A 22,868-nucleotide genomic window follows, 5' to 3' on the forward strand; every position below is an offset into this window, starting at 1 on the left:
GCGGGGACACGGCCCACGGTCCCTCCGGTTGCGGGGTCTTCGGCGATGAACTCGTTCATGGATACAGCCCTCTCGTCTGATGAGCCTGGGCCACCCTTTCGACGGCCAGGCAGGTCGCGGCGGTGCGCAGGGTGAGCCCGTGGGCGGCGGCGTGAGTCCGGACGTCGTGCCAGGCACGCCGCATCCGCTGCGCGAGCCTGGTCTCGACCTCTGTTTCGCTCCACCAGTAGGCCTGGTTGGCCTGCACCCACTCGAAGTACGAGACGATCACCCCGCCGGCGTTGGCGAGGATGTCGGGCACGACCAGGCAGCCGGCGTCGGTCAGGACCCGGTCCGCGTCTGGTGTGGTGGGCCCGTTCGCCCCTTCGACGATCACCCGTGCCCGCACGCGTGGCGCGTTGTCGGCCCGTAACACGCCTTCCACCGCAGCCGGGACGAGCACATCGACGTCCAGTTCCAGCAACGCCGCACCGTCGATGGGTTCGGCGCCGTCGAACCCGACCACGGACCCGGAAGTGTCCACATGCGACTCCAGTGCGGCAACATCCAGCCCGCCGGGCGCGTACACGGCGCCGTGCTGGTCACTCGCCGCGAGCAAGCCCACCCCGGACTCGGCCAGGAAACGCGCGGTGCCGCGACCCACCTTGCCGAACCCCTGCACGGCGGCGGTCGTCCGCTGCGCCTCCATCCCGAGGCACTCCAATGCGGCGAGAATGTTGTGCACCACACCGCGCGAGGTCGCCGAGGCGCGGCCGAGCGAACCGCCGAGGCTGACCGGTTTCCCGGTGACGGCGCCGAGCACGGTGTGCCCCTGCGCAACCGAGAGCGTGTCCATCATCCACGCCATCGTGTGCTCGTCCGTGCCGATATCAGGGGCCGGAATGTCGCGGTCGGGACCGAGCAGCGGGCTGATCTCACTTGTGTAGCGGCGAGTCACCCGCTCCAGCTCGGCCGCCGAGTAGCGGTGCGGATCGATTCGCACGCCTCCCTTGGCGCCGCCGTAGGGCACGTCGACAAGCGCGCATTTCCACGTCATCCACATCGCCAGGGCGCGGACCTCGTCCAGATCCACGTCTGGGCTGAACCGCACACCCCCCTTGGCGGGGCCACGCGAGAAGTTGTGCTGCACCCGGTGTCCCGTGAGCAGCTCCACCGACCCGTCGTCGCGGCGCAACGGCACGCTGACGGTGATCTCACGACGGGGTGTGGCGAGCATGTCGTAGGTGCCCTGGTCGTAGCCGAGCAGTTTCACCGCATCGGCCAACTGCTCGCGCGCCCCGTCCAGCGGGCCGACAGCTGGCGCGCTCATGAGTCCAGGCTGGCGCGGAAGGCGTCGGCCAGCATGTCGAGACCGTCGTGCAGCAGCTCATCGTTGATGGTCAGCGGGGGCAGCAGGCGCAGCACGTTGCCGTAGGTGCCGCAGGTCAGCACGATCACGCCCCGCGTGCGGGCGGCGGCCGACACTGCTCGGGCGAGTTCCGCGTCGGGTTCGCCGGTGCCGGGGTGAACGAGTTCGATCGCGATCATCGCGCCGCGGCCGCGCACGTCACCGATCCGCTTGTCCGCCTCCTGCAGACGGATCAGCCGGCCGGTCACCAGTCGCTCGATCTGCCGGGCCCGGTCGAGCAACCCGTCGGCCTCGATCGTCTCGATCACCGCCAGCGCGGCGGCGCACGCGATCGGGTTTCCGCCATAGGTGCCGCCCAAGCCGCCGGCATGCACCGCATCCATGATCTCGGCGCGGCCCGTGACGGCCGACAGTGGCAGACCGCCGGCGATCCCCTTCGCGGTCACCACCAGATCCGGCACCACATTTTCGTGCTCGCTGGCGAACCACTGCCCGGTACGGCCGAATCCGCTCTGCACCTCGTCGGCGACGAACACGACGCCGTTGGCTCGGCACCACGCGGCGATCGCGGGCAGAAACCCGTGCGCGGTCACAATGAATCCGCCCTCACCCTGGATCGGCTCGATCACCACGGCGGCAGGGGTGCCGACCTGCTTCTCGATCACCTCGATCGCGCGGCGCGCCGCGGCTGCCCCGTCCAGCCCGTCCCGGAACGGATACGACAACGGCGCGCGGTAGACCTCCGGTGCGAACGGACCGAATCCGTGCTTGTACGGCAACGCCTTCGCGGTCAACGCCATCGTCAGGTTCGTCCGGCCGTGGTAGGCATGGTCGAAGGCCACCACCGCCTGCCGCCCGGTGAACGCGCGAGCGATCTTGACCGCGTTCTCCACCGCTTCCGCCCCGGAGTTCACCAGCACCGACCGCTTCTCGTGTGAGCCGGGGGTCAGCCGGGCGAGCTGCTCGGCAACCGCGACATAGCTCTCGTACGGCGTCACCATGAAACACGTATGCGTGAACGCCTCGGCCTGCTCACGGACCGCAGCGACCACGCGGGGGGCGCTCGCTCCCACCGTGGTCACCGCAATACCGGAGCCGAAGTCGATCAGCACATTGCCATCGACATCCTCGACCACCCCACCTCCGGCACGCGTCGCGAACACCGGCATGGTTGTGCCCACCCCGCTTGCCACCGTGGCTGTCTTGCGAGCCATCAGCGCACGCGAACGCGGGCCGGGAATCTCCGTTGCCAGGTGGCGCACCTGGCGCAAGTCGGTCATCGTCGTCATGAGCCCATCGTCGGCGTCTCGGCCCATGCGGTCCAATGCCTATCTTCTTCCAAATACATGCCGATGAGGCATACTGCCCGGGTGGAGCTACGCACCCTCCGGTACTTCGTCGCCGTCGCCGAACATGGCTCCGTCAGCGCCGCCGCTCAGGTCGTACGCGTGACTCAGCCCGCGCTGTCGCGGCAGGTGCGGCAACTCGAACGCGAGCTCAAAGTTGCCCTGTTCGACCGTGGTGGCGGCCGGCTCGAACTCACCGCGGCGGGCCGCCAGTTCCTCCCGGTCGCCCGTGGCGTGCTGGGCCACGCCGACGACGCTCGGGCCGCCGCGGAGGACTTCGCCGCCGGCCGCCTCGTGCGCCTGACCATCGCCGCCCCCGTTACGACGCTCAATGACGTGATCGCGCCCTTCCTGGCCACGCTCGGACCGCACGACCCGCTTCCCACCGTGGTCGAGACCACTGGTGCCGAGGCGTTACGCCGCGGCGCCGATCTCGCCATCGTCACGCGTATTCCCGAGTCCTCCTGGCGACAGCGTTTGCTGGCGGTCCTGCCACTGTGGGCCTACGTGCCGCCCGGCCACAGATGGCACCGGCACGACTCGATCAGCCTCCCGGACCTGCTCGGGGAGCCGCTCATCGTGCTCGACCCGGCACTACGGCCACGGCAAATCCTGGACGAGGCGCTGGAGGCCAACGGTCTCGGCGCACCCGAGATCATCGAATGCGGCAACGCCCAAGTCGCGCAGGCACTCGCCGCGGCGGACCGCGGTATCGCGATCGTCTCGGACGACCCCCGATTCGGCCTGCACCCCCTCCACATCACCAGCGCCCATGGACCCTTGCGGATCACCCTCTACGCCGCCTGGGACCCCGCACACCATGCCACGACGGCGCTCGCCGACATCGCCGACAGGCTCCGTACCTTCTGCGGACGGCGGTACGGAACCGACGTCCTGCCACCCAGCTGAACGGGACTACTTCAAGACCGGAGTCCCGTCGCATTCGCACCGCACCGGAGCGGCACTCGCCGAATCGAGCGCAGGGTACGCGAGCAGATCGTGATCACTGGCGTACACCGTTTGCCAGGGCTGTCCGGTGATACTGAGCGTGACCGCGGCGGTCGTCAGTGCTGTCACGTCACGAACCTCGCCGATGTGGAACAGAGACCGGGTCTCGGCGATGACCTCGTTCTCGCCGGCGCGCAGCACGATCCGAAGGTCGGAAGCGACCGAAAGGGCAGTGATGGCGACCGCGACGTTATCCAGCTCATCAGCGCCCATCGCGGCGAGTGCGCGGGCACGGTGCAGGGAAAGCGTGCGCAAAATATTGCGGTCGCCGGCGTGCGCGATCAAGACCGGCACGTTGGCCTTCCGGGCAAGCCTCAGATTGGTCGCGCGGGGATTTCGTTCGACCGCGACGACGGGGATCCGCAGTCTGCGCAGGTGCGTACAGAGACGGAGTCCGACCTGTCCCAATCCGACTACGACCACATGGTCCCGGGTGGGCAGCGTGCGCCGGCCTATGAGGCTGACGCTGCGGGGCGACCGGAGCCGGTTGACGACTCCGGCGGTGAACAACGCCGTGGTGCCAATGGTCAGCAGCATCGCGGCGGTGGCGAACGCGAGGTACCAGGCTGGCGCGTCGGCGTCGGCATCGGCAGGGCCCACAGTCGCCACGATGCGGGCGGCCGCATAAAGGGCCCGGCCAGGTGAGTGGTGCAGAGCGGTCATCGCGATGAGCCAGTCGGTGCCGAGTGCCAGCAGCAGCCCAGCCAGTCCCGCCAGGAGAATGGTGCTGGTGGTGTCGTGTGGCCTGGCTTGGCTGGCGAGGGCGTTCCGGAGCAATCCAAGCCGGGAATGTCTTGGCCGCCAAGGCGTCCTGGTCACCCCGCCCGGCGCCCGGGTGAGCACGAACGGGCCGTTCGCGTCCTGATCGACGGCGAGGACGTCGCCAAGACACGCGCCGATGATCGACGGCACGGCGATATCCGCCGGCGAGGTGACGCGGCAGTTGGGTACGGCGCGGACGAGTTGGCCGGCGACCGTGCGATCGAACAGCGTGACGACCAGTGGTACCTCAGGGAGGAGATGCTCCACGAACAATGCGTAGCGCAGGGCGGTGACGTCACCGCGGACCAGGACGGCCACCGCGGTGACACCGGCGGAAAGTGCGGCACGGATATCTGTTTCGGTGGGCTGGAGCAGGTGGATCACGCGTTGTCCGCGTGCCATGAGCGCGGCGCAGGTCCGGCGAGCGATCTCCAGCGAACCGATGACCAGGGTCGTATCGCCGTCTGGCTTCATGCGTTCATCATCGAGTCCTGCAATCATGCCGTCCAATGCCAATTTTCGCCGGACCCGATGCCTGGCGGGCATATCGGCCGAGCGCTCTGTGGCAGGACATCCCGCCCTCCACCGCCAGCGTCACGCCGGCGATACAGGACCACGCCGGACTGGCCAGAAAGACGCTGTCAGTTGAACCTGGGTGCGTCATTGCTTGATCGATCCCGCCCCGGTGACGTACCCAGGCACACGAAGGAGGCTGAACTGTCCGCCCCTCAGCGACTGTCGGCTGGCTGGAGTCTCCTATCGAACCTGGAAGGGTTCCGGTGGGACACCCCGGCAACGCTCATAGTCAGGCGAAGCGCATCCCAGGCCGATAAGGGCGCGTTCGATGTTGTCTACCTCGTAGTACCTGCCGCGCCGGACATGGGCGCTAACTTGTCGGCCTCGGCGACGGCGGCGTTCCAACTGAACTCGTTGTTGTCGCTGAAGTAGTAGTAGGCGGCGCCGTTCGGCATCATCGCGACCGTGATGCCGCCGTACCCCGACATGAACGGTACGTAGAAGGGGCTGGTGTAGGCGGGGTTGTCGGCGGAGGTGAACTCCTGGCCCCAGAAGCCGTTCTGGTACTTCATGGGCTTGGCGCCGGTGGTGGTCATGCCCCGGGCCTCCGGGTCGCGTTGCATGGTGGCCGCGAGCAGTGCCGGGTCGAGGATTTGTGTTCCGTTGACGGCGCCGTGGTCGTTGTTGAGGAACTTGGCGAACCGGGCGACGGAGTCCTGCGTCCAGAACATGCCGTACCCGCCGAAGGGTGCTCCGCCGGGGCTGTTGTCGGTGCGGGAGGAGACGAGCGAGTCGGGCCCGACGCCGACGGGTTCGAGCACGTCGTCACGGAGCATGTCGAAGATGTCGGCGTCCGAACCGGCTTTGTCCCGCAGGTAGTTGTTCATCGCGCGGGTGGCGAGGAAGGTGTCCGAGGTGTGGTAGGCCCACTGGCTGCCGGGGCTGGCCTTACGCGGGAAGGACAGGGCGAGTCGCATCTTGTCGGCGTAGGGCTCGGCTGCGAAGAAGTCCGCCATGGTGGGGCCCGATTCGTCGGTCTCGTAGCCGGGCGAGGTGTAGTTCCCGGTGGCCATGTCGAGAGTGTGGTCGAGGGTGACACCGCTCCAGGCGGTATTGCTGGCGGTCTCGGGGATTCGGTCGGAGAGCATTTCCTGGGTCACGGCAGGGCCGTAGCGCTTCGCCAGACGCAGCATGGCTGTTCCCGCGAACGCCGACTTCGCGGTCGAGTACGAAGGCAACAGCATCTGGCCGCAGAACGGGTACTCCCCTTGCCGGGTCCGGCAGTTGCCCACATAGTGCACTCCGCCGAAGTAGAAGCCGAAGGTGCTCAGCGCGGACGGCGTGATGCCGGCGCTGAACTTCGCCACGTCCACCCCACTGTCCGGGTAGTCGGTGGCCAGCGCCGAGACAGGCTTGGTCGGGAGCCGGTCCGCGACTTCGGAGGCGTACGCGTCGCGCAGCTTCTTGGCGCCGTCGACGGCGCCGGGCCGGTAGTCGGCCGGTACCTGGCCCCACATGTCGAACTGGAAGTACTCGCAGGTCTCCGTGGTGATCTGGTAGCGGACTTCGGAGACCGATGTGGCGTCGAAGAGGAAAGTCAGAGCGCCGTTGTGCACGCAGTTCGCGTTGCGCTCGACGAGCGCGAACGGCAGCGAGGCGCGGGTGCGGTCGCCATCGCCGTCCTCGTTCCACGCGCGGCCGGGGCCCACCGCTAGGTTCCACGCCTGGTTCCCCGTGTACTGCAGCCCGCGCTTCGCCGGGACGAGGTGGCTACCGTTCTGCACGAGGGCGATGTCGACCGGTGGCAGGTGCCGGGTGGGCGTCGTATCTCCGTATCCGGCCGGGTCTTTCAGCACACGGAAACCGCCGGTGGTGGAGAGACCGTTGAGGGTGAGGGTGCCTTCGAAGCTGTGGGTGGGTGGTGCTGCCTGGGCGGGCAGTGCGAAGGCGCCGTCGGGCACCGTGTCCGTGGCAGCGCCCTTGGTGAGTTGGCCCGCGGTGAGTTCGGTCCGGTTCACCGCACCGCTTCCGGTGAGCGGATCGCCCGGTACGGGCACGAATTTAGTGGGCGATGCGATCGTCGGTGGCGAGACGATGCACAACGCCGCGAGTGCGACGGTAACGACGATGGCACGGCTCAGCCGTGGGGGATAGAGGGGTCTTGGCACGGTGAATGTCCTCTCGGGCCAGCAGATGCGGGTATCGCGCATCCTGGGGGCCCGCCGCGCCCGCCGTCCAATGCCTGTCCGGTCTGATCAGGCTGCCCGCGAGGTATACGTCCAGCTCATCCGTGGGCGGTGACCTGGGGCCCGTACTGCTCGACGCAGAAGCGCGACAGCCCCGTGGCGAAGGCCTCGATGCTGCGCAGCGCATAGTGGCCGGCGTCCCACGCGGCGTGCAGATGGATCTGCAGCGGCTCGCCCGTGCCATCGAGGATCAGCAGCGGGTGCAGGTCGAAGCGGGGATCGTCGGAGACCACCGCAATTCCATGGCCCGACGCCGCCATGGCCTGGGCGACGTGCGGAGTGTCGCATTCCAGCACGATGTCGTACGACGCGTCCGCGTCCTGCACGGCATGGTCCAGGATGCGTCGGGTGCCGTGCGCTGGGGTGAGGACGATCAGGGGCGCCACGGCGAGTTCCGCGATCGTGACGCTGTCCCGGTCCGCCCAGGCGTGGTCGGCTCGCACATAGGCCCACAGCGGCAGACGCGCCACATGCAGCCCGGCGAAACGGCGCCTCGGAGGCGCCGAGGAAATGGCTACGTCAGCGCCCCTCCCCAGGGCCTGGTACGCACGGGCCGGGCTCTCCGCCTGCACCGTGACGAGCGGATCCTCCGGTCCCCAGGTGGCCAGGAACGGTGCGATCACATCCGTGATGGTGGTGGGCGGCGCCGCCACAGTGATCCGCATCGCGCGGCCGGAAGCAAGTGCTCCGACGGCGGCCTCGGCGGCGTCCGCTCGGACGACCAGATCTTGGGCCAACGGAAGGAAGCGCCGACCGGCGGCGGTCAGGACCAGCTGCTTGCCACCGCGGTCGAAGAGCGTCATGCCCATCGACGCCTCCAAGCCGCGCAGTTGGCGCGACAGCGAGGGCTGGGCGACGCGGACCTCCTCGGCGGCCTTGGTGATCGAACCGGTCTCCACGATGGCCAGGAAGTAGCGCAGCACCCGTAATTCCATGGTAGTGGCCTCTCCAAGGACGGAGGAGTTATGGCGCCTGCATGCCTCAAAGGCATGCGAAGCAGCCCTAGGAAGTATTTGAAATTATATGTGACGCGGCCCACGCTTGTTCTCACGTTCGACCCCGCCCTCGGCCTACGCCCCGGCGCATGAACCTTCATCAACCGCTCCCGCCAGAGCCCTACCTTCGATTGGCTGGTGTTTCTCGCATGGCCCGCCCCCTGCCCCTGATCCTCGCCCAGGCGCCCGGCCGCCCGGCCGACGACCTCGCAGGCTTCACCTCCGACGTGGAGCGGCGCGTGAAGCTGCGCGCACCAGGCGCCCTCGTCGTCTACCCCGAACTACACCTCGGCGAGAGCGCCCCCGGCGTTGCGGCCGCGCCCGAGACGGCCGCCGAGCCACTCGACGGCAAACGGGACGCTGTCCTCTCCGACCTCGCCGGCGACCTGGGCATCTGGCTTGTACCCGGCAGCGTCTACGAACGCGGCGCCGACGGTCGCGTCTACAACACGGCACCCGTCTACTCGCCCAAGGGCGAGCGCCTCGCCGCGTACCGCAAGATCTGCCCGTGGCGCCCCTACGAGACGATCGCACCCGGCAACCGGTTCGAGGTCGTCGACCTCGCCGGGGTTGGCCGTATCGGACTGTCCATCTGCTACGACACCTGGTTCCCGGAGGTCTCCCGCCATCTGGCCTGGATGGGCGCAGAGTTGATCGTCAACGTGGTCCGCACCCCGACGAGCGACCGCGCGCAGGAAGTCGTCCTCAGCCGCGCCAACGCCATCACCAACCAGGTCTTCGTCGCCAGCGTCAACTCCGCCGCCCCGTCCGGGATCGGCCGCAGCCTCGTCGTCGATCCACAGGGCACGGTGCGCGCCGAAACCGTCGATGCCGGCGACTCCACCCTCACCGACGTGATCGACCTCGACGAGGTCAGCAACGTCCGCCGATACGGCACCGCCGGCCTCAACCGCGTCTGGGACCAGTTCCGCCCCGGTGACGCGCCCCTCGAACTCCCGCTGTACGGGGGCCGTATCGACCCCGCCACCTGGAACGCCGCCCACACCACCGAGGAGCCACCACGATGAACAGCGAGACAACTGGGAACACCATGAGACTGAAAGGCGACCTGAGCCTCTTCTCCGTCATCCTGTTCGGCCTGGCCTACATCTCCCCCGGCATCGTCGTCACGATCTTCGGCGTGGTCGCCGCCACCAGCGGCGGCGTGGCCCCGACGGCGTTCGCCGTCGCCACCCTCGCGATGGTGCTCACCGGGCTGAGTTACGCAAGGATGGCGCGCGCTGTGCCCGGTTCGGGGTCGGTCTACACCTACGCCCGCAAGATGCTCGACAGCCGCATCGGTTTCCTGTCCGGCTGGGCGATGCTGCTCGACTACTTCTTCATCCCGATGGTCGGCTGGCTGATCACGGCGATCTACTTCAACGCCCAGTTCCCTGACATACCCAAGTGGGTCTGGCTGATCGTCTCGGTGGGCATCACCACCGCCATCAACATCTTCGGCATGAAGCTCGCGGACCGAGTCAACAAGGTCCTGATGTTCATCGCTCTGGGGTCGCTGGTCCTCTTCGCCACCCTGTGTGTCGTCTTCCTCGGCAAGCACGGCTCCTCCGCCCCCGCCACGGACGCCCTGTGGAACTCCGGCACTTCGATCGGCGCGGTCACTGCGGCCGCCGCCATCGCCGCGTACTCCTTCCTCGGATTCGACGCCGTCTCCACGCTGGGCGAGGAGGCCAGGGACGGGGCGAGGACGATCGGCAGAGGCATCGTCGGGTGCGTCATCGCCGCCGGCGCGATCTTCATTGTGCTGTCCTTCGTGATGCAACTCGTCCACCCGGGCGCGCTGTTCGCCGACGTCGACGCGGCCGCCTACCACCTGAAGGTCCAGGTCGGCGGCGAGACGTACGCCGAGATCATCAACTTCGTCACCATCGCCGGATCCATCGCCTCCTGTATCGCCCTGCAGGCGGCCGCCGCCCGCCTCATGTACGTCATGGGACGCGACGGCGTACTGCCCAAGGCCGTCTTCGGCAGGCTGTCGGCGAAGACCGGCACCCCGGTCAGCAACCTGCTGCTGACCGCGGCCGCCGGTGTCATCGCCATGAAACTCGACCTGACCACAGCCACCTCGTTCATCAACTTCGGCGCTTTCCTCGGCTTCGCCGTGGTCAACGTCTGCGTGATCGCCCACCTGGTCCGAGAGCGCAGACACGGCCGCGCCCCCAACCTCTTCTCGTACCTGGTGATGCCGGTCATCGGCGGCGCCGTCTCCGTCTATCTGCTCACGAGGCTCGGTGACGTCGCGCTCCAGATCGGCGGCGTATGGTTGGCGATCGGCATTGTCTATCTGGCCGTTCTGACCAAGGGCTTCCGCCGGCCCGCACCGGAGATGACCTTCGACGACGACACCGCGGCCTCGGAGATGACCTTCGACCACGACACCGCGGCCACGGACAGAGCCACCGCCTAGTGTTCCGTGCCGCGAGTGACTCGAAGAAGAATTTTGCTCAGCGGGGTGCAATGCTTATCTCGTACTGCCGAATCGATCTCGCGCAGGTCGGTGGTGACTTCGGGAGAATACTGTTGGGCGTCTACCGCAGGTGCGATAGAAGACGGTGTCGGGCGAGGCTCCGGGGGCTGCAAGCCGTGAAATCTGGACGCTATGTGTTTCCGCTGCCGGAGATCCGAGTGCCCGATATGGAAATCACATGCATTGTTGGTAAGTATATCGATTCTCAAACCGCTCTGCAGGCCGCTATATCAGCCGTCGATGTGCGATATCCCGACACAATGGAAGCCATGCTTGCCGCAACAGACCAGTTCTCGCCCACGCGTCGTCGCCGAGATGTCTTGTTCCTGCGCGCTCTACCCGGCGACGGCACTATTCCCACGGCCCTGATCGCAAAGTTCGGTATCGGCCACGAAGACCTCCACCGGCTGGTGCCCGGACTCGCGCCGATGACCCCCGGCCGTGTATGGACGGCCGTGATCCCGCAACAACCGCGAGGAATGTCGCGCCGGTCGTATGCAGGCTCTCTGTTATTCTGCGACGATTGTTCGAATAGCACGCTTGGCGACTATTTGCGGAAACGGCCGCAATGTTACCGGCGTTCTCGGGGTCCCCCGGCCGGACGCGGACATATGGCCAGAGTCCGAACCAGGCTTGTCATCGAGACACTGCTATAAAAGCTCAGGTCTGTGCGTTCCGATCGTAACGGGAGTGCGGTGGCATAGGAAGCCGGTGATTCTGTGCGGCAGTCGCTAATTTCTGAACTTGATAATCCGCTCGGTTGGGTGCCTGATGAGGGGGCGCCCAACCTTGCCTTCAACAGAATTATCTACGGTTCGTAGGGGTGAGGCCGGGGATCAGGCGATGTATGTGCACGTGGCTGATTCCAAATTTGTCGATCACGTGTACGGGAATGGTGCCATCGGTCGGGAGGGCTCGCAGGAAAATCGCATCCCGGTCGCGGCGAGCGGCCGCGAACTCGGCGGTCGCGGCGAGCATAACTTGTGTTGCGCCGGGGCAACGCTCGCGCAGGGCTGCTTTCGCGGTCCGGAGCGTGCTGTGGGCATCGTGGTATCGCGCGACCACTGCGGCGATTTGGTCGTCTGGCGCAGAGCATGTGGGCGGTGGGCAGTCGTACTCACCTGCTCGCCACCGTACAAGGCACCATTCTGCGGCAAGCCATGCTGGGCGACGTTGACCTCGACGCGCTGCAACACGGACTCCGCATGCTCTGGCCCAGAGCTGCTTCACCCGTCACGCCGGACGACGCAGGAGCGGACGCCGTCGGCGCACCAAACGTGATCAAAGGCGGGCGAAGTACCGGATGCGCTACGCGGGATCCGATTACAACTGTCGCCCGGCGTGGTCAGCAGTGCCACTCGACGTCGCCGGTGAGCGCGGGTTCAGCACACGCGTGCCCGCCGCGTGGACGCACGGATTGTGGTCACTCAGGCGTACCTTTCCCGAGCGATTTGCACGGGCTGGCACTGCGCTTCGATGTGACAATCCCGATGACCGCAATCACACCATGTCATTCGAGGCGACAGCTCGAATGTCGGTCGCACCCTGTTCGCCGAGCTCTGCGAGCACGCGCTCACCACCTACGGCGATGCGTCTTGCGCAGGGACCGGGCAAGCCCCGCCGCCGTCGCCAACGCGTCCGAGTCGCTGAGGGCGGCGCGCACGATCTCGACGACCTTCGTCGCGTGGGCGGGCGCGAAGAAGTGCGCGCCTGGGCGGTGAGGCGAGTGCCCGCGAGGAGTTCGGTCCAGGTGGCTTACCTCGGAATGGAACTCAGGGAAGTGGCGGCGCCAGTCGGCGAGGGGTCGCCGGCGTTGGGCTGTCTTCACGTTCTGTCCGCTGGGTTGCGAGATTCCTACCTGCCGGATGGAAGGATCTCCGCGCTGGCTCGATCAGGATCCGTGGTCCTCGACGTTGTACAGCAAACATTCCGTGTGGCTGAACTGTGTCATGCCCGTGTGTCAGCGGGTGTGTGAGGGATCGCTTATGCACGCGTCCGTCTCAGTTGTGCCGTTGCCGCGTGTTAGAGGGGGAGCGACCTTACTACTCGCGCACGCAGATGCGTCACCAATGACGAAACTGTGTGCCGCGAGCGGCTTCGCTGTCGCATCTGAGCCACGTCTGACTGTACGAGCCAGCGGGGAACGTGCGCGAGGAGGTGATCGAACACGTATTTGCACCAAATTTGATGCAAATACGTGCTCGAGTAATGCGCGAGAGGGGACTTGATCACGAATCTCTGTCATCAATGACGCAGATTCGTGTTAGAGGCGTTCTAAAACTAGATCGCTGGTCGGTAGCAGTCAACCCTGTTGCTTGCGCTGTTGGGTGTAAGGCATTGCATTGGAACTGCTTTCGCAGATTGCTCAAGATTGCTGCTGCTGGTCGGCTTCGAAACCTCGTTGGTGAGCGCGACCGGCGCACCGACATTCACCACAGATTCCTCAACCTCGCTGCCGCCCTCATCTGCTGGCGACGACTCAGCAACCGAACCCGATAGGAGCTCTAACCATGACGAGGCAGCCCGGCATGGCCGAGCTTGGTGTTGGAGCGGGCGAAGAAGTACTGGTAGAAGACCGCAATGAGGGGCACGGGGAGGAAGACGGCGGCGAAAAGTCTAAGAGTAAGAACAAATACGGTCATGAAGCCGGAGGGATGATCGACGATTAGGCGTTGCCGGGGGAGTCTGCGCCCTCGACGGTGAAGGAGGTGCATTGGCATGCCGGGAGTAGCCGCGTTGAGCTTCGACACTCTCCGAACCTGGAATGGTGAACAAAGCCGGGCGTTCGAAGAACTTTCCTTTCAACTACTGAAAGAAGATGTACCGCCCGGCACGCGCGCGATTCGCACGGGCAATCCCGATGGTGGTGTGGAGTGGTACGCGACGCTGCCGGGCGGTGGTGAGCACGGTTGGCAAGCCAAGCATGTCCGCGGGATCGATGCGCTGCTGACGGCGATGACGAACTCGGTTGAGCGGGTCGTCAAGGAGCGTCCCAGCCTAAAGGTGCTGACCTTCGTCATATCTTGGAACCTGGCCACCAGTACACGAGGTGGAGAGCGTAAGTCCCAACGGCAAAAATACGAGAACAAGGTCCAGGTCTGGCAGACGACTCTTGCTGGAGCCGCCGACATTGAGTTTCTCCTGGTGCAGGAGAGCGACCTGTTGGCCGAGTTGGCAAAACCCGAGCACATTGGCAGGCGGTGGCTCTGGTGGGGGGACCTCATCCTCGGCAGCGAATGGTTGGTCTCGCGGTACGAGCAACAAGCTTCCGCGGCAAGCGAAAAGTACCGTCCTGACTTACAAGTCGATGTCCCCATACAAGAGGATTTGCTGGCCCTGGGCTTCGATCGAACGATCCTTGCCCGCCTGAACAGCCTGTTGCGCAGACTAATTTCTAACGTCGCCGATCTGCACGTGCGTCCGGTCGACGGAGACGCACAGGCAGCGTCGCTGTGCCGGACCATCCGGGAGACAGCGGCCACGTTGTGCGACACGGCGCGAGCGCTCGAGTTGCAGGCAAGTGACCCGCCGACATCCTTGGATGTCTTGCTTTCCGCAATGAATGCCAGCCAGAGTGCCATCTACGCGGCCGAAGAATATGCACGCGAGCTATCGGACACGTGGGAGAATCTCCCGGACGATGCCCGAAGGCAGACTGCGAAGCCAGTGGCGTTCTCCAGTACACTCAGGGTGCGCGACCTGGCCACGGCGATACGCGAACTGGACTCCTGGCTCGACTCCTCGGCAGGTCGATCATTGCGCAGGCGGGCCTACTTTCTGACCGGCCAGGCAGGATCAGGAAAAACGCACTTGCTGCTCGACGCGACCCGACGAGCTCTGGACGCCGGCCGTCCAGCAGTCTTCTTGGCGGGCGCGCAATTCGGCCAAGGCAATCTCTGGGCGAGCATCACAGATCAGCTCGGTCTCGAGACCGTCGGAGCGGATGTACTACTTCGGGCGATGGACGCGGCTGGGGAGGCCGCCTCGGTGTCCGGTAGCCGGTTCGTGCTGTTCATCGATGCGCTCAACGAGACCACTCCTGCGGACTTCTGGCGCGTCCATCTGCCTGCGCTCCGGGCAGCCGTCGCACGATATCCCCATATCGCACTCGTGGTTTCCTGCCGAGACACCTATCAGGACCTGGTGATGGAAGGAGCCGAGAGCACACATTACATCCGTCGTGCGCATCCCGGCTTCGCCGAACGGGAGATCGAAGCAACACAGCGCTACTTCTCGCACTACAACCTGGAAGCGCCCAGAATTCCGTTGCTAACACCGGAATTCACACTTCCGTTGTTCCTGCGAATGTATTGCGAAAGCCTTTCTCAGCCCGGAAGCGGTCTTATTCCGGAGGGGCACCAGGGCCGCATCACGATCCTCGAACGCTACCTGGCGGCGAAGACCGCGACAGTTGCCCGGCGTTTCCGCCCGAACGCGACCTCAGCCTATGAGCTCGACATAGCGAAATCGCAGGTGAGTCGCGTCCTCAATGGATTCCTCGATAAGCTGTCGGTCCTCGGCGAGGAAAGCATGAGCACCAGCGACGCCGAGGTGGTAGCCCGCAAGTCACTGGACAGCACGGAGGCAACGCGGCTACTGGGGCTGCTTCAGGAAGAAGGCGTTCTCACTCGCGAGCGCCTGTACCTTGGCACCGGAAACATCGGCGAAGGCGTCCGGATCGTTTTCCAAGCCTTTTCAGATTTTCTGTTGTTGAAGCGCCGACTCGCGCTCTCCGATGACCCGCTGACAGACCCGAGTGTGAAAAGCTGGCTGGCCGAGGAATATAGCGGGGGAATCGTTGAGGCAGCCACGATCCTGTTCCCTGAATTGTATGGCGTAGAAGTGCCCGACCTATTGGGCATCACACTCGGCGACGAACCCGATCAGACGGCAGACCAAGATGCTTGGACACACCATTATCGAGCCGTTAACCTCTACCGCTCGGTGGTTAACACCTTGCCGTATCGCGAATCTCGAGCGGTCACCCAGCGCACCATCGATCTCCTCAACGACGCGCAACGCTACATTCGACGTGACACGTTCTTCCGAGTGTTGTTCATGGTCTCGCCCCAACCTTGCAACCGCCTCAACGGTGCAGGATTGCACCGCTACCTCATTGGGCATCGGATGCCCGAGCGAGACAGCGACTTCGGGATCGCCACCTTCGACGCGCTGACCGACTCCTACGAGCCTGTGGCTCGACTTGCCCGCTGGGCCGCAGCCGGACCCTACCCCTCATACGACGCGGAGGTGATCGAGCTCGCCTGTATCCCTCTCTGCTGGCTGTTCTCCTCGCCGAACCGGTTCACGCGCGATTGGATCACCAAGGCTCTCGCGCAACTGCTCCGTGGCCATCTCGACGTCATGTGCGCTCTGGTGGAACGATTCTGGACCGTTGATGACCCATACGTCGTGCAACGGGTCATCGCGGTCGCCTACGGGGCCCTGTTACGAAGTACACCCGACCAGACGGGTCAGGCCACACTCCTTGCTGACCTTGTGCGTACGCGCGTATTCACGCCACCAGTCCGACCAGATGAGCTGCTATTGGATGCAGCTCGAGGCATCGTCAGGTGGGCGACCGGAAACGGGATATTGCCTGACACCGCGTCGGACTCGTCCAGGCGCCCCTACGGCTTGAAACTGCCCGGGTCGCCGCCGACCGAGGCCGCGATCAAGGCCAAGTACGTCTCGAAGGAGGGGCAGCCGGACGACGAACACTACTCAGCCATCTATCATTCGCTGTTCCGCACGGGCGATTTCGGCCACTACGTCGTCGAGTCAGGGCTTCACCACTTCACGCGGTACCGAATAGGCCAGCAACCTCCCAAGGGAGGCCCGCGCGAGCCGCGGTTCATCCAGAGACGCTGGCAGAAGTTCGTGGACTCCTTGAACGATGCCCAAGTGAACACCATGGCCGACTGGCTCAACGACCCTGGCAAGCAGACCATGTGGCACTTCAGCTCTCAGCGTCTTCACCAGGAGTTCGGCCTCAGTGACGATCAGGTACGGCTGCTCCATGCCGTGATAGAACACCCGCGTCCTGTCAACCACGACTACCCGGCCGATATCGGCCGCCGGTGGATTTTTCGCCGAACGCTGAGTCTCGGCTGGACGCCGCAGCTTTTCGGACACGCGGATGGTCGCATCGGGTATGGCCGTGGTGATCGGGAAGGGCACAAGGCAGAACGGTGGGGCAAGAAGTATCAGTGGATCGCATATCACGAGCTACTTGCGCGAGTAGCAGACAACTATCAATCCTCTCGTCACTTCGACGACAGCGAACCGTACGAAGGTCTGCACCAGATCGTCGGCGACCGAGAGATCGATCCAACCCTTCCTCCGATCGACTTCCGAGCATTCAGTGAGCGCGAGAATTCTGGTGTGACGGCCTGGCAGCCGCCACCTATTCAGATAGAGGAGTGGCCGCCAGTGCGTCTCGACTTCGGGCGGTACCGCCAGGACATCACAGCCTTCCTGACAGACACCGATTCAGAGCCGAATATCGCCAACTCGGCTTTTGTGCGAGACCTGGACGGCAACGACTGGATCGTACTCGAAAGCGAAATCAGAAAGGTCGATCCAGTAGGGCACCACGGATGGCGAGGTTTGCAAGAGAAGAGCGCCATAGAATCGCTGCTCGTCGCAGCGGACGACGCCCGAGACTTCCTCGCGTGGCTCCCGAACCCGGTCCACCATGCGATGGGGGGTGACCTCACCGATTCTTACGGTCACGTTGGTTGCTGCTACGTGGGCGAAGTAGGCAGGATCGGACCTGCCTGCTACCACCGTCACGACGACGTCCGGGAAAAGTACCTCGGGGGTAAGTCCTTTAAAATCATGGCTACTGCCGAGCGCTACAAATGGGAAGGCGGCAGTTACGACTGCTCCATCGAGGAGACAGCGCGCACCACGATGCCCTCTACATTCATGCAACGAGGGGCAGGTCTGAGTCTGGATATGCGCGGTCCGAGTTGGGTCGACTCGGTAGGCGATCCAGTTTTCGTATTTTACGAGGAGCAAGATGGCCGGTGCAGCGCCTTGCTTGTCCGAGCATCGCACCTCCGGCGTTTCCTCGTAGAGCGCAACCTCGAACTCATTGTGTTGCACTGGTTCGACCGGATGGAGATCACCGGAGACGGCAGCGGGGGGCGACCATACGTCGAGTCGAGTTCCGCAGCCCGGATCACAGCTGATCTGGCTGTGCATACAACCGAACCACATAGGGCGGTGCGGACTTTAGAGTAGGGGGCGTGTCAGAGTCGGTTTGCGAAGATGCTCCAAACGCGCGCTGAAGGTCTCGCGGGTGAGAGCGTCGCGCCAACAACAGTGACTGAAGTGCGCGACGTTGCCGACAGGCCTCACCTGTCGCCGGCCAGCCCATACTCAGGCAACACCGGCTCCGAAGTGTCCCTTCTACATACAGAAAACTAGCGGTTCGCCATACCGTCGGTCCGCTGAGTGGGGAGCAGGTCCGCAAGCAACTTCTCCGCAACGGCACATTCGTGCCCGCTGATTCAACCGTCGAGTTGTTGCGCACCCCATTGCACTTCGCGGTGTACGCCCGATTGCCCGAACAGCCCGTCGGAGCCACTATCGGACCTCGCAAGATCTCTATGACCGATTCACCACCGAAGTCCGACAGCGTGCCAACCGCCATCTCAAGCGCACCGCCGGTACCGCCGCGGCGCACGTGGACGATGCTACGGTCGCCCTGCTCTGTGAATGCCTCTGTCTCTGTCTCGCCAGTACAGGAGATCGCGCTGGGTCGCGTGGGTGCCGGGTGATCGGCCCGAGGACGCGCAATTGTTCGCCTAATAGTTTCGAGATTCTCGCGCTAGTATATTTATCGGCTGCTGTATATTCAGCATGTGCACATTTAAGGAGTATTCGCCATCACTGGTGCGACCCGAGACGAACCCTTCTTGAGCCGATTCGCGATTCGCTCCCCAGGCTGGATGACTTGGCAGTAAGATGGCATCACTGGGGTCACACGGCTGGTGAGCCTTGGGTAGGCCGCTTAGGAGGGAGGCAGCCGTGGCGTCGAAGCAAGCGCCGATTACTGGTTCAGTCCTTGAATGGGCAATCCGCGACCGATTGACGTCGATTGGTTTCGTCGCTGACAGTGCCGAGGTCACTGAGAGTGAGCTCAGGGCCTGGATCTACGAAGATGACCAGCCAACCGAAACTCAACTAAAGAGATTGGCAAAAACTCTCCGCAGGCCGGTTTCGTTCTTCTTCCTTGAGCAGCCTCCTTCGCATTTGCCCGTTGCTGCCGAGTTTCGGCGCTTCGCGGGTTCCAGCGACCGAGCGACTCAAGAGGCTCTCGACGCCATCAATCTAGCTCGTCGTATACAAAAGACCCATGCCTGGATCAGGTTGCGACTTGAGGAAAACCCGATAGCTCTTCCGCAGCTTGACGTGTCGGCTGATATCGAGGAATCTGGCGAGAATCTACGCAAGTGGCTTGATTGGTCTACGGACAATCAAACCGGTAAGAAGGCGACCGACGCATCTGCGGCAAAGGTAATGAGAAACCGCCTTCAGTCCAAAGGGATCATCACGCTCAGTTTGACGTTGGATGAAGACATCACTAGGGGATTTAGTCTGCATAATGAATGGGCGCCTCTCGTTGCTGTAAATACGCGAGATGCACAACCGGCGCGACTTTTTTCCTACGCACACGAACTAGTCCATCTGTGTCTAGGTGAGAATGCCGTATGCGGCACTGCAGGCAAGAAGACGGGCGTTGAAAGATTCTGCAATAGAGCAGGCTCCGCACTGCTCATGCCTAGGCATGCCTTTCTCTCATTTGTAAGTGAACAGTTTCGGGGATCGCCTGTATCAACTGTTCGGCAGGTGACGCGGTTGAAGAACCATTTCCGTGTCAGCTACCGGGCAGCGGCGATACGGGCTGAACAATTGAATATCGCATCGCCCGGTTTGTACGACAGAATCGATGCTATCGCGAAGGTTGATATGAAGCCGCGAGGAGGTCGCGCTGCGCCTGGGCAGGTGCGTGATCGACCGGCAATTCGGGTAGATCAGTACGGACATGAGTTTGTTTCGACGCTGTTTGAGGCAGAACGCTCAGGTCTGCTAAAGCGGCATCAGTTGACGGACTTGCTGAGAGTGTCAGATAAGGAACTCTCGAAAGTAAAGCAACTGTCGGCAGCTGGTGCGAATGCATGACTGGTGTATTCCTCGCGGATGCCAGTGCTCTCCAGGGGATGTTCGAATTATTCGCTCCGCCGAACATTCATCGCTTGGTTGATCGCTTGACGAAGGCTGTTGATGACAGGGAACTTGGTTTTCCGCGAGAGGTCGTCACAAATCTGCAAGTTGTTGCGCGCGACGACCCGGTGTCCTTCTGGGCGGGTGGGCTCGGCAGGCGCCTGAACCACTTCAGGGCCGATATCGTGCACGATCGTACATTGATGAAGCATGTCGACGCGTTGGGTTTTGAAGAAGGTTTCGAGACTCTCGACGGCAGCGATCCTTGCATAGCAAGTATCGGACGTCTTGCGTGTCAGTACCAACACGAGAGGACAGAATTCACCGTGGTGACAGAAGACGTCGGCGAAGGTCCGCTGTCGCCGACTATGGAGCAACTATGCACCACAGCTTTGTGGCCATACTGCGATGCGTCCGCCTGTATTCGATACCTGGGCCTGGGAAATTATCTACCCTAGATATATGAGCTCTCGCCCTACATCCGTGACGTAGTGTGACATGACAGATTTTTCATCGCCGGGCTTTAAGGCGTTGAGAACAGCCTCACAGAAGAGCAGTAATGCCCGCGATGGCTCCGCAATGACATAGTCGCCAGGCATCTTTACAGTTGGATATTTCCTATCCCCGCGCAGTACATAGGCGCCATCTTCCGAAGTTAAAGGCGCGCAAGTACCGGGAAGCGGCTTCCCGTCTTCATCGGTATCCTGCAATGCCGTCACGCCTACGATGTAATCGTCAGCGTTCGAATCACCCACCGAACCAAACTCACCTCTTGCAGCAAAAAGTGCAGATTGAAGCACGCATGCGATATCAATTCGATCGTTGCTAGATGGTGCGCGTAGGTGTTGGGCAATGGTAGGTGGATGACAGGAACTGTTATAGCCGACGAAAGCGAATGCTGGATGACCGCCTCGGGAAGCTAGCTTATTGACGCTATTCCGTTTTTCTATGGCGTCACCTATCTCGTCGCCATCAACCGTAGTCTTCACCTCAATGCATAGATGTACAAACTCCACTGGGAATAACACCTGAGTGGTCTGAGCCATCAAAGCAGGCTGATCGGCCTGATCATAGACCACGATGTCGATCTGTTTGGAGTATCCGCCCTGCGAGTCGATCAACAGACCTGAGCCGATGCCATATCTTGCTGGGACGAGGCGCTCCAAGATGCGAGCTAGCGCCAGCTCATTCTCGCGCCCTTTCTCGCCCTGGTGTGCAATGAGTCGGTTGAAGCTGTCGACCTCGGCCTGCAACCGACGGAGGACACCGGACCAGTACTCTTCGAGGATTGACATGTCGCTACCTTGCCATGAGCTCCGGATTTGCATCGATACCTTGGGGGAAGCCGTCCGTGCACGCTCCAACGGACACTGCCCATGCTGCCCCTCGGTCGGATCGCTTCACTGCTCTCCGGCAGCACCTTCAAGACAATGTCAAGCACCAGTCACCAGAGAAGGCTACTGTTGAGCGTTTTCGCGAGCCAGTACCGCCTTGGATGGATTGCGGAATCTCGTTGTGTGGCAGTGCCTCTCGGTGTTACCTGGGGCGGTTCGACAGCGCGGTTGCGAATCTCTCGGCGACTTCGGGGCGGGAGCAGTCGATTACCCAGCTCAGGCCGTTGGAGGTGGTCAGCGTCAGGTGTCCGTATTCCATGATTGGTAGCTGGGGGTTGTGGCGGTATCGGCGGTCGGGTCCGCCGCGTACGTTGACGAACTGCCATGTCGTGTCGACCTGGGTGCCATCGCGGGGCGGCTGCTCGTACTCGATAACTCGCTGTCGAGTGCATGTCACGCGCACGTGTTGGTAGTCGACGTCGCTCCAATCGTCGAAGGAGCGCACCAGGATTCGATCGGGCAGGAATAGCAATGCTTGCCGGTCGTGGGAGATTGTCGGCACCGCGATATTGGTGGTGAGCAAACGGGGTGCTGTCAGGCTGCACGTGACCGGCTTGCGTTTGACTGCGGCATCGGCTCCGCCGCTGACCTTGTATCCGTAGGTGCCGACGATGGTCGCGGATGCCTCGACCCGCCAAGCCCCGCCCAAGACGACCATCGCGCGATGACCCTCGCAGAACTCGGCAAACCAGTCCGCGACCTGCCCACTCACCTCATACACAGCTGTCGCTGTCCGTTTTCCGCGTTCCCACCACCACAAACACACCAACGCGGGCACGCCCACAACCATGGCAGCGATCGGCATCCACAGCACTTTCGACGTAGCGGCGACACCGATCGTCATCACCAATGCTATTGCCGCCCACGGCAATAGCATCTGATACCGGCTCGCGGCACGCAGCTGCTCGATCAGTTCGCCCGGTCCGGTTGGCAGCAGCTGCGATGCGCCGACCCCGGTCATATCGGCCATATCCGCCGCATCGAACCTCAAGCGGGCTGTGGACGGTTTCGGGACGGCGCGGGCGCCAGATTGGGAAGACAGCACTCGGCGGTAATAGACGCCGTGGGTACCGACATGAACATACGTACCGCGTGGTCCGGAACCGACCCGCAACCCGCGAACCCCGACACTGCCGCCCACGCCGGACTTCGAGAAGTTAACCCGAAACGGACCGGCATTCACCGACTTCCGGAAATACAAGCCCACCGCCGCCCCCAATCCCCTCCAGACCTGTGCGATCAGATTCTATGTCGCCACCGAGGGGCTCGGGGCGCAACGCGCGGACTTCTTCGGCGCACGGATTCGGGCGCGTGCGCCCTCCGCGTCGACATTCGACGCTGGGCGGTCAGTCGCAGAAAAGGCCTACAGGGCGATCACCTCCACGCTGATGGCGCACCAGCCCTTTCGCCTAGTGTGCTTCGGCCAGGTCCGGCCGCCTCCGACGCCGCGCTCAGGGCATCGATTCCATACCTGATCACCCGCCGCGAGTTACCACAACATGAGGTATGCCGAACGGTCGTTGTCCATTGC

At 63.5% G+C, this 22,868-nt stretch carries 15 protein-coding genes and 1 pseudogene; 7 read left to right on the forward strand and 9 right to left on the reverse strand.

Annotated features, from left to right (window positions below):
• Positions 1 to 55 precede the first annotated feature (55 nt).
• Both AB0J47_RS17885 and gabT read right to left on the reverse strand, forming a co-directional pair.
• On the reverse strand, positions 56 to 1,309 hold the full coding sequence (locus AB0J47_RS17885) for a Glu/Leu/Phe/Val dehydrogenase (RefSeq protein WP_364346668.1): 1,254 nt from the start codon (positions 1,307 to 1,309) through the stop codon (positions 56 to 58).
• A complete protein-coding gene (gabT, locus tag AB0J47_RS17890; protein WP_364346964.1) occupies positions 1,306 to 2,628 on the reverse strand; it encodes a 4-aminobutyrate--2-oxoglutarate transaminase in 1,323 nt (440 codons plus the stop codon). Before gabT ends, AB0J47_RS17885 begins: the two co-directional genes overlap by 4 nt.
• Positions 2,629 to 2,718: 90 nt before the next feature.
• Between gabT and AB0J47_RS17895 the strand changes: the two genes are divergently transcribed.
• Positions 2,719 to 3,603, forward strand: a complete 885-nt coding sequence (locus tag AB0J47_RS17895; RefSeq protein WP_364346670.1) for a LysR family transcriptional regulator — start codon at positions 2,719 to 2,721, stop codon at positions 3,601 to 3,603.
• Positions 3,604 to 3,609: 6 nt separating this feature from the next.
• Here the strand turns inward: AB0J47_RS17895 and AB0J47_RS17900 are convergent, their stop codons facing one another.
• The 3 genes from AB0J47_RS17900 to AB0J47_RS17910 all read right to left on the reverse strand — a co-directional run bounded on the left by AB0J47_RS17900 (position 3,610) and on the right by AB0J47_RS17910 (position 8,161).
• Positions 3,610 to 4,938 (reverse strand): NAD-binding protein, encoded by a 1,329-nt coding sequence (locus AB0J47_RS17900; RefSeq protein ID WP_364346672.1) that lies wholly within the window; start codon positions 4,936 to 4,938, stop codon positions 3,610 to 3,612.
• Positions 4,939 to 5,315: 377 nt separating this feature from the next.
• Positions 5,316 to 7,148 carry a hypothetical protein gene (locus AB0J47_RS17905; protein WP_364346674.1) on the reverse strand — a complete coding sequence of 611 codons (1,833 nt, stop codon included), beginning with the start codon at positions 7,146 to 7,148 and terminating at the stop codon, positions 5,316 to 5,318.
• A gap of 116 nt (positions 7,149 to 7,264) precedes the next feature.
• Positions 7,265 to 8,161 carry a LysR family transcriptional regulator gene (locus tag AB0J47_RS17910; protein ID WP_364346676.1) on the reverse strand — a complete coding sequence of 299 codons (897 nt, stop codon included), beginning with the start codon at positions 8,159 to 8,161 and terminating at the stop codon, positions 7,265 to 7,267.
• A 209-nt stretch (positions 8,162 to 8,370) separates the two neighbouring features.
• Here AB0J47_RS17910 and AB0J47_RS17915 point away from each other — a divergent pair, with 209 nt between their 5' ends.
• Positions 8,371 to 9,249 (forward strand): carbon-nitrogen hydrolase family protein, encoded by an 879-nt coding sequence (locus AB0J47_RS17915; RefSeq protein ID WP_364346678.1) that lies wholly within the window; start codon positions 8,371 to 8,373, stop codon positions 9,247 to 9,249.
• Positions 9,250 to 9,272: 23 nt separating this feature from the next.
• Entirely contained in the window at positions 9,273 to 10,649 is a 1,377-nt protein-coding gene (locus tag AB0J47_RS17920; RefSeq protein WP_364346680.1) for an APC family permease, read from the forward strand.
• A 1,633-nt stretch (positions 10,650 to 12,282) separates the two neighbouring features.
• Here the strand turns inward: AB0J47_RS17920 and AB0J47_RS17925 are convergent.
• Positions 12,283 to 12,537, reverse strand: a complete 255-nt coding sequence (locus AB0J47_RS17925; RefSeq protein ID WP_364346682.1) for a 3-hydroxyacyl-CoA dehydrogenase NAD-binding domain-containing protein — start codon at positions 12,535 to 12,537, stop codon at positions 12,283 to 12,285.
• Between the two features lie 682 nt (positions 12,538 to 13,219).
• On the opposite strand from AB0J47_RS17925, the gene AB0J47_RS17930 reads away from it, so the two are divergent.
• The 4 genes from AB0J47_RS17930 (at position 13,220) to AB0J47_RS17945 (ending at position 20,401) form a co-directional block, all read left to right on the forward strand.
• A complete protein-coding gene (locus AB0J47_RS17930) occupies positions 13,220 to 13,378 on the forward strand; it encodes a hypothetical protein (protein WP_364346684.1) in 159 nt (52 codons plus the stop codon).
• Between the two features lie 49 nt (positions 13,379 to 13,427).
• Positions 13,428 to 17,957 carry a hypothetical protein gene (locus tag AB0J47_RS17935; protein ID WP_364346686.1) on the forward strand — a complete coding sequence of 1,510 codons (4,530 nt, stop codon included), beginning with the start codon at positions 13,428 to 13,430 and terminating at the stop codon, positions 17,955 to 17,957.
• A 789-nt stretch (positions 17,958 to 18,746) separates the two neighbouring features.
• Positions 18,747 to 19,901: an ImmA/IrrE family metallo-endopeptidase gene (locus tag AB0J47_RS17940; RefSeq protein ID WP_364346688.1), complete on the forward strand. Its 1,155-nt coding sequence runs from the start codon at positions 18,747 to 18,749 to the stop codon at positions 19,899 to 19,901.
• Positions 19,898 to 20,401: a hypothetical protein gene (locus AB0J47_RS17945; protein ID WP_364346690.1), complete on the forward strand. Its 504-nt coding sequence runs from the start codon at positions 19,898 to 19,900 to the stop codon at positions 20,399 to 20,401. Before AB0J47_RS17940 ends, AB0J47_RS17945 begins: the two co-directional genes overlap by 4 nt.
• Here AB0J47_RS17945 and AB0J47_RS17950 read toward each other — a convergent pair.
• The 3 genes and pseudogenes from AB0J47_RS17950 to AB0J47_RS17960 all read right to left on the reverse strand — a co-directional run.
• Complete coding sequence (locus AB0J47_RS17950; protein WP_364346692.1) at positions 20,393 to 21,238, reverse strand: DUF6602 domain-containing protein; 846 nt, start codon at positions 21,236 to 21,238, stop codon at positions 20,393 to 20,395. The genes AB0J47_RS17945 and AB0J47_RS17950 overlap by 9 nt on opposite strands.
• Before the next feature lie 241 nt (positions 21,239 to 21,479).
• On the reverse strand, positions 21,480 to 22,328 hold the full coding sequence (locus AB0J47_RS17955; RefSeq protein ID WP_364346976.1) for a hypothetical protein: 849 nt from the start codon (positions 22,326 to 22,328) through the stop codon (positions 21,480 to 21,482).
• A gap of 69 nt (positions 22,329 to 22,397) precedes the next feature.
• A pseudogene (locus AB0J47_RS17960) lies at positions 22,398 to 22,544 on the reverse strand (DUF4236 domain-containing protein); the annotation flags it as partial.
• Between the last annotated feature and the right edge of the window lie 324 nt (positions 22,545 to 22,868).

This window comes from Nocardia sp. NPDC049737 (assembly GCF_040674755.1).
GTDB lineage: Bacteria > Actinomycetota > Actinomycetes > Mycobacteriales > Mycobacteriaceae > Nocardia.

Bases quoted from the DNA above. Each gene is read 5' to 3' on its own strand.
- AB0J47_RS17885 (WP_364346668.1), bottom strand. From the start codon at position 1,309: ATGAGCGCGCCAGCTGTCGGCCCGCTGGACGGGGCGCGCGAGCAGTTG.
- gabT (WP_364346964.1), bottom strand. From the start codon at position 2,628: ATGACCGACTTGCGCCAGGTGCGCCACCTGGCAACGGAGATTCCCGGC.
- AB0J47_RS17900 (WP_364346672.1), bottom strand. From the start codon at position 4,938: ATGAAGCCAGACGGCGATACGACCCTGGTCATCGGTTCGCTGGAGATC.
- AB0J47_RS17910 (WP_364346676.1), bottom strand. From the start codon at position 8,161: ATGGAATTACGGGTGCTGCGCTACTTCCTGGCCATCGTGGAGACCGGT.
- AB0J47_RS17915 (WP_364346678.1), top strand. From the start codon at position 8,371: ATGGCCCGCCCCCTGCCCCTGATCCTCGCCCAGGCGCCCGGCCGCCCG.
- AB0J47_RS17920 (WP_364346680.1), top strand. From the start codon at position 9,273: ATGAGACTGAAAGGCGACCTGAGCCTCTTCTCCGTCATCCTGTTCGGC.
- AB0J47_RS17930 (WP_364346684.1), top strand. From the start codon at position 13,220: ATGACGAGGCAGCCCGGCATGGCCGAGCTTGGTGTTGGAGCGGGCGAA.
- AB0J47_RS17935 (WP_364346686.1), top strand. From the start codon at position 13,428: ATGCCGGGAGTAGCCGCGTTGAGCTTCGACACTCTCCGAACCTGGAAT.
- AB0J47_RS17945 (WP_364346690.1), top strand. From the start codon at position 19,898: ATGACTGGTGTATTCCTCGCGGATGCCAGTGCTCTCCAGGGGATGTTC.
- AB0J47_RS17950 (WP_364346692.1), bottom strand. From the start codon at position 21,238: ATGTCAATCCTCGAAGAGTACTGGTCCGGTGTCCTCCGTCGGTTGCAG.